This window comes from Desulfovibrio sp. (assembly GCF_035644575.1).
Lineage (GTDB): Bacteria > Desulfobacterota > Desulfovibrionia > Desulfovibrionales > Desulfovibrionaceae > Desulfovibrio.
The window spans coordinates 1-6,977 of the sequence record NZ_DASQOG010000164.1 but is presented as its reverse complement, the minus strand read 5'-3'; the positions used below and the strand labels follow the sequence as shown (position 1 = coordinate 6,977).

The window sequence follows — 6,977 nt, the reverse complement described above, 5'->3', positions numbered from 1 at the left end:
TTTTCAGTGATTACGGCCGCATGATTACGGCGCAGGCGTCCCCCATGACGCATACAGCGGCGGGCCTGAATCATAAAACCTGGTTAGGAGGTCCTATGTTTCGCCGTGTTATTCTTGCCCTGATTACCCTTGCCCTGCTCTGCGGGCCGGCGGCTGCCGCCGAAAAATTCATTGTTGCCAGCGACTGCACATGGCCCCCCATGGAAATGCTGGACGCCAACAAACAGCCTGAGGGCTTCTCCACCGACTACCTCCGCGCCATGGGCAAAGCCGCAGGCTTTGAGGTTGAAGTGCGCAACATCGCGTGGGACGGCATTTTTGGCGGTGTGGCCACCGGACAGTACGACATCGTGGCTTCCTCGGTGACCATCACCCCCGAACGTGAAAAGCAGTTTGACTTCTCCGCTCCTTACTATGAAGTGGTTCAGGCCGTGGTGCTGCCCGCTGGCAAGAGCATCAAGACCCTGGCTGACCTCAAGGGCAAGAAGGTCGGCGGCCAGATCGGCACCACCGGCATCTTTGTTATGCGCAAGGCCAACGTTAGCGCGGACATCAAGGAATATGACGATGTGGGCCTGGCCATTCAGGACCTCGTGGGCGGCCGTCTTGACGCCGTTATCTGCGATGATCCGGTTGCCATGTACTATGTGAACAAAAAGCCTGACACCGCCGGCAAGCTGAACATCTCGTTCAAGGCCGACGAAAAGGAATACTATGGCTTCACCGTCCGCAAGGGCCGCAAGGACCTCGTGGAAAAGCTGAACAAGGGCATTGCCGCTGTGAAGGCTTCTGGCGAAGACCGCAAAATTGCTGAAAAGTGGCTTGGTAAATCCAACTAACGTTCCGTTTTCGCGGGGCGTTCGGGCTTGTCCTGGGCGCCCCGCCGTATTTTAAGGAGTGGACATGATCCGTCGTCTGTTGCTGGCCCTGGTTGCCGTTTCCCTTTTGTGCGGCCAGGCCATGGCTGCTGAAAAATTCATTGTGGCCACTGACTGCACCTGGCCCCCCATGGAAATGCTCGACGCCAACAAGCAGCCCATTGGCTTTGATGTGGACTTCATCACTGCCGTTGGCAAGGCCGCCGGTTTTGAGGTTGATGTGCGCAACATCGCCTGGGACGGCATTTTCGGCGGCGTAGCCACCGGACAGTACGACATCGTGGCTGCCGCCACCACTATCACTGAAGAACGTCAGAAGCAGTTTGACTTCTCTGATCCTTATTATGAAGTTGCCCAGGCCGTGGTGCTGCCCGCTGGCAAGAGCATCAAGAGCCTGGCTGACCTCAAGGGCAAGAAGGTCGGCGGCCAGATCGGCACCACCGGCGTGTTCGTTATCCGCAAGGCTGGCGTGGCTGTTGACCTCAAGGAATACGACGATGTGGGCCTTGCCATTCAGGACATGCTGGGCGGTCGCCTTGACGCCGTTATCTGCGATGATCCGGTTGCGCTCTACTACGTCAACAAAAAGGCCGACACCGCTGGCAAGCTGAATATTTCTTTCAAGACCGAAGAAAAGGAATACTACGGCTTTACCGTGCGCAAGGGCCGCAAGGACCTGGTGGAAAAGCTGAACAAGGGCATCAAGGATGTGAAAGCTTCCGGCGTGGAAGCCCAGTTGCTCCAGAAGTGGATGGGCGCTTCCAAATAGTTTACCTTTTTTCGTGATATTTTGGTGGCTTCCGGGCTTTTGCCCGGGAGCCATTGCATAAACCAGGGCAATGCCTTACACCACAGGGCCAGCCCGTTATAACCCGCGGCATCCCGGCACGGCCCAGCCGTTGCCAGCCGCCAGCCTCAAACGCCTTGTCATGAAGGACTGCGATGCACGATAAAAAAGATGGAAGCAAAGGCAACATCATTATGGTCACGGATGGCGCGTCCATCCCCGACCCGCGTGAATGGCGCCTGATAAACGCATGGTCTATCGCCCTGGTGGGCGCGCTCGGTACCCTGTTTACCCTCTGCACGCTCTGGCCCGAGCCATACCTGCGCATTCTGCTTTACCTGCCGGACGGCATACTGATCACATTCAAGATCACCATGCTTTCCATCTGCTGTGCGGTTCCGCTTGGCTTGCTCACAGGTCTTGGTCGTATTTCAGACAACCGCCTCATAAATCTCATCGCCTCCACCTATGTGGAAGTGATACGCGGCATCCCCCTGCTGGTGCAGATATTTTACATCTACTACGCGCTCTCGCGCTTTGTGCAGGTGAGCGGCGTGACCTCTGCGGTGGTCGCCATCAGTTTTTGCTACGGCGCCTACATGGGCGAAGTGTTCCGCGCGGGCATCACAGCCATCAACAAGGGCCAGACGGAAGCAGCGCGCTCGCTGGGCTTCAACCGCTACCAGACCATGCGTCTTGTGGTGCTGCCCCAGGCCATGCGCACCATTCTGCCCCCCGTTGGCAACGAATGTATCGCCATGCTCAAGGACACCTCGCTTGTATCCATCATGGCCGTGCCGGACATCATGCAACGCGCGCGCAGCTTTGTGGGCACCACCTATCTGTATTTTGAGACCTACACCATAGTGGCAATTATGTATCTGATTATCACTCTTGTGCTCTCCAAGGCTGTGAGCATCATGGAATCCAGGCTGAACTACTATGACGGAAAATAGCGCCGCCCCCATTATCTCCATCAATCACGTCTGGAAGTACTTTGGCTCGCTGCCTGCCTTGCAGGATGTGAGCCTGGATATTGCTCCCGGCGAACGTGTGGTCATTATCGGCCCTTCCGGCTCCGGCAAGTCCACCCTGCTGCGCTCCATCAACAGGCTGGAACAGATCGATCAGGGCAGCATCATTGTTCAGGGTCAGGATATCCAGAGCGATGAGAACAACATCAACGAGATGCGCCAGAACCTGGGCATGGTCTTTCAGCAGTTCAATCTTTTTCCGCACAAGACGGTACTGGAAAACCTCACTCTTGCGCCGCGCCACCTGCGTAAACTTTCGCGCGAGGAGGCTGATGCCCGCGCCCTGACCCTGCTCAAAAAGGTCGGCATCAGCGACAAGGCCAATGTGTACCCTGCCATGCTTTCTGGCGGGCAGCAGCAGCGCGTTGCCATTGCGCGCGCCCTGGCCATGCAGCCCTCCATCATGCTCTTTGACGAACCCACCTCAGCCCTTGACCCCGAAATGGTGGGTGAAGTGCTGGACGTTATGGTGAAGCTGGCGGAAGAAGGCATGACCATGGTTTGCGTGACCCACGAAATGGGCTTTGCGCGCACTGTCGCCGACCGCCTCATCTTTATGGATCAGGGGCAGATTGTGGAAATGGGCAAGCCTGAAATGCTCTTCACTGCCCCCCGCCATCCGCGCCTGCGGCAGTTCCTGAACCAGATTCTGTAGTTCGCTTTTGGGCAGGAGGGGCCTTTGCCGCAAAGGCCCCTCCTGCCATCCTCCCCGCCCTCTTTCCCGCCATCCCTTATGAGCTGCGTCAGCAGCTACGCCCTCCACGGCGTCAACAACAAGGGAGTGAACAAAACCATGAACGCCCCCCATACACATAGCCCGACTGTAGCAGTTGCCGTGAGCGGCGGCGTAGACAGCCTGTGCGCAGTGGTCATGCTGCACAATGCGGGATTTCGCGTTTTGGCCCTGCACGGTCTTTTTTTGCCCGACGGCCCGACCGTTGCCCCCGCAGGACTGGCTGAAGCTTGCGCCACGCTTGGGATTCCCCTGCATGTGGCCGACCTGCGCGAGGCCTTTCAGCGCGAAGTACTGAATCCCTTTGCCGCCGCTTATGCGCAGGGTCGCACCCCCAACCCCTGCGCCTACTGCAACCGGGCCATCAAGTTTGGCGTACTGCTCGACACCGCACTTGCTCTCGGTGCGGACAAGCTTGCCACCGGGCATTACGCCCGTCTTGTTCCCGGCCCGGACGCGCCAACAGATGCGGGCGAGGATGAAACTTCCGAAACCTATCCCCTGCTTGCCGCCGCTGCGGACGCCGCCAAGGATCAAAGCTATTTTCTCAGCCTTGTGCCGCGTCAACGGCTGAGCCGCGCCCTGTTTCCGCTTTACGGGCAGAACAAGGAGCAAACTCGCGCCATTGTGGCGGCAGCAGGGCTGGCTGTTCCCCTGCCGTCAGAGAGTCAGGATATCTGTTTTGCCCCGCCCACAGCGCAGGCTGGCATATCGGCTGCCGAGGCCTACCGGCCCTTTCTGGAACGGCACTGGCAGGCGGCTGGCACCATCGCGCCGGGGCCGGGGCCTGTGTTATTGCTGGACGCAGCGGGCAACAAGCGCGAAATTGCCCAGCACAAAGGGCTGTGGCGCTATACGGAAGGCCAGCGCAAGGGCCTTGGCATTGCCCATACTGAGCCGCTTTTTGTGCTGACCAAGGACAGCGCGACCAATACCCTTGTGGTCGGCCCGCGTGCCTTGCTGGGTATACGCACCTGTGTGACCGGGCCAGCCAATATCGCACTGCCGCCTCATCTTTGGCCTGACAGGTTGCTTGTACGGCTACGGCATCGGCAGCGGCCATGCCCGGCGAGCGTGCAGGTTGAGGATGCGTGTTTGCGTATAGTGCTGGATGAACCGCAGTTTCCTACGGCACCCGGGCAGGTGGCAGCGGTTTATGACGAAGAAGGCCGTGTGCTGACTGCTGGCGTTGTGGAGGAGATGGCCTGAAAATTCAGGTAGGTATGTTTCCTTTATGATGGGTGCGGGTGAGCCTGTCAGGCTGATTTACGCAAACCCGACTTTTACGGCCTGAATGCGTCAGCGCCGGGATTTTGATGCTCACGTACACGAGTACGCTGCGCTCAAAATCCCGGCGCTTCCTTTTCAGACCGCAAAAACCGTATTTTGCAAATTCGCCCAACACCAACCATCGCCTCCGCTACGCTCCGACGAGTCTAAGGAAGGCTACTTCATGACCATCCCCTGTTGACGTACCGAGTTCCAGTTACACGCAAGTGTTAAATTCCAACGCTGACTGCGAGTGCTGGCTGAAAAGGAATCCGACTCAAAGCGAAATCAGATTCTGGCATTAACGCGGCGCGGAGGGAGATCACCTGACCAAGCGCAGCGAGGGAAGGAAGCTCCCGCAGCTACAGCCGCGTTGCCCTCGCCACGCTGCATGAATTGATAACCTTCTTTGGGGGTGCTCCGGGGGGAGTGCAGAGGGGGCCGAGGAGGGGCGCAGCCCCTAACAGGCCCCCTCTGCCCCACGCCGGGGAGGCGTCCAAAACTCCGCCGGTGGCGGAACCCAGTGCCCGACGGGCAGCAATGCTACAAATAACCCCCACCAACAACGACAAAAAACGAGCCTCAACGTCAGCCAAGGCCCGTTATAAAAGTTTTTGCGGGGATGGGGGGTTGGGGGAAGGGGCGCTTTTTTCAAAAAGCGCCCCTTCCCCCAATTATCTCTACCCCATATCTTCCGTCAGTACCATCTGACGTGCGGCGGCGGTTTCGTCCAGACGGCGCACGGGCAAGTTGGTGGGCAGTTCCTGAAGAGACTGCGGATCAGCCTTGCCCGTGAGGATAATCTCCTGCAGGGCTTCCACGTAACCGTCGAGGGTTTCCTTGCTTTCCGTTTCCGTGGGTTCGGCCATGAGGCACTCGTGCACGATAAGCGGGAAGTATATGGTGGGCGCGTGGATACCGCGTTGCAACAAAGCCTTGGCGATATCCAGAGCGCGCAGCCCTTCGGGTGCGGACGCCACGAATTCATGCGCGCAGAAACGATCCCTGAAAGGAATCTCCAGCACGTTCTCAAGCTTTTTCTTGAGGTAGTTGGCGTTGAGCACGGCATACTCAGAGGCGCGGGTGAGTCCTTCGCCGCCGAGGCGCAGCATGTAGGCAAGGGCTTTGATAACCACGCCAAAGCTGCCGTAGAAGGGGCCGATGGGGCCAATGGTCTGCGGCAGATTGTAATCGAGGAAGAAACGCCCGTCAGGATGCTTTGCCACGCGCGGGGCGGGCATAAAGGGCAGCAGACGGTCGGTAACGCCCACGGGGCCAGCGCCTGGGCCGCCGCCGCCGTGCGGGGTGGCGAGGGTTTTGTGCACGTTGAGGTGCACCACGTCAAAGCCCACATCGCCCATGCGCATCTTGCCCATGATGGCGTTCATGTTCGCGCCGTCGTAGTACAGCAGGGCATCGACCTTGCGCAGCTCGGCCACGATGCGGGGCAGGTGCACTTCCATGAGGCCGAGGGTGTTGGGGCAGGTCATCATGAGGCCCGCCACATCCTCACCGTGTTCGGCAATGGCCGCCACGATGGCTTCGGGATCCACCATGCCGTCGCGCGATTCGATGTTGATGGTGTCAAACCCAGCAAGGGCGGCGGAGGCAGGGTTGGTGCCGTGGGCCGCATCGGGAATGAGCATCTTTTTGCGGTTGCGCCCCTTGGCCTTGTGATAGGCGGCAATGAGCTTTACGCCGGTGAATTCGCCGTTGGCCCCGGCCATGGGCTGGAAGGTAAAGGCCTTCATGCCCGTGAGTTCGCAGAGCAGGTTTTCGGCTTCATACAGGCATTGCAGCGCGCCCTGGGCGCAGTCGGCCCCGCCTTCAAGCTGGGCCATCATGGGGTGCAGGTGGGTAAAGCCCGGCAGCGCTGCCACGTATTCCATGAACTTGGGATTGTACTTCATGGTGCAGGAGCCAAGGGGATAGAAATTGGCGTCCACGCTGTAGTTGAGCTGCGAGAGCTGGGTGAAGTGGCGCACCACGTCCAGTTCCGAGCATTCGGGCAGACGGGGAGCTTTTTTGCGCAGCAGGTCTGCGGGCAACATGGCCTCAGCCTTGGGGGCGTCGCTGTTCAGACAGTAGGCGGTGCGCCCAGAAACGGATTTGGCGAAAATGGTTTTCACAACAGGCCTCCCATGATTTCGGCCAGCTTGTCTATCTGGGTGCGGTTGTTGGCCTCGGTGCACGAGAGCAGCAGCACGTTTTCCATGCCGGGATAGTGCTTGCCCAGCGGATAGCCGGGCACGACGCCCTTGGGCGTCATGGCCTTG

At 59.0% G+C, this 6,977-nt stretch carries 6 protein-coding genes and 1 pseudogene; 5 read left to right on the top strand and 2 right to left on the bottom strand.

Annotation, left to right across the window (positions count from 1 at the left end):
- The first annotated feature begins 95 nt into the window (after positions 1-95).
- The 5 genes from VEZ52_RS09535 (at position 96) to VEZ52_RS09515 (ending at position 4,641) form a co-directional block, all read left to right on the top strand.
- Positions 96-839 (top strand): basic amino acid ABC transporter substrate-binding protein, encoded by a 744-nt coding sequence (locus VEZ52_RS09535; protein WP_324836600.1) that lies wholly within the window; start codon positions 96-98, stop codon positions 837-839.
- A gap of 64 nt (positions 840-903) precedes the next feature.
- Positions 904-1,647 carry a basic amino acid ABC transporter substrate-binding protein gene (locus VEZ52_RS09530; protein WP_215648051.1) on the top strand — a complete coding sequence of 248 codons (744 nt, stop codon included), beginning with the start codon at positions 904-906 and terminating at the stop codon, positions 1,645-1,647.
- 173 nt (positions 1,648-1,820) lie between these two features.
- Positions 1,821-2,621: an amino acid ABC transporter permease gene (locus tag VEZ52_RS09525; protein ID WP_324836598.1), complete on the top strand. Its 801-nt coding sequence runs from the start codon at positions 1,821-1,823 to the stop codon at positions 2,619-2,621.
- Entirely contained in the window at positions 2,608-3,354 is a 747-nt protein-coding gene (locus VEZ52_RS09520; RefSeq protein ID WP_324836597.1) for an amino acid ABC transporter ATP-binding protein, read from the top strand. Before VEZ52_RS09525 ends, VEZ52_RS09520 begins: the two co-directional genes overlap by 14 nt.
- A gap of 78 nt (positions 3,355-3,432) precedes the next feature.
- Entirely contained in the window at positions 3,433-4,641 is a 1,209-nt protein-coding gene (locus tag VEZ52_RS09515) for a tRNA-specific 2-thiouridylase (RefSeq protein WP_324836596.1), read from the top strand.
- Between the two features lie 740 nt (positions 4,642-5,381).
- On the opposite strand, the gene gcvPB is transcribed toward VEZ52_RS09515, so the two are convergent.
- Both gcvPB and VEZ52_RS09505 read right to left on the bottom strand, forming a co-directional pair.
- The gene (gcvPB, locus tag VEZ52_RS09510) at positions 5,382-6,830 is read right to left on the bottom strand and encodes an aminomethyl-transferring glycine dehydrogenase subunit GcvPB (RefSeq protein WP_324836595.1); all 1,449 of its coding nucleotides are present in this window, start codon (positions 6,828-6,830) and stop codon (positions 5,382-5,384) included.
- Positions 6,827-6,977, bottom strand: a pseudogene (locus VEZ52_RS09505) (glycine dehydrogenase); the annotation flags it as partial. The pseudogene VEZ52_RS09505 and the gene gcvPB, both read right to left, overlap by 4 nt.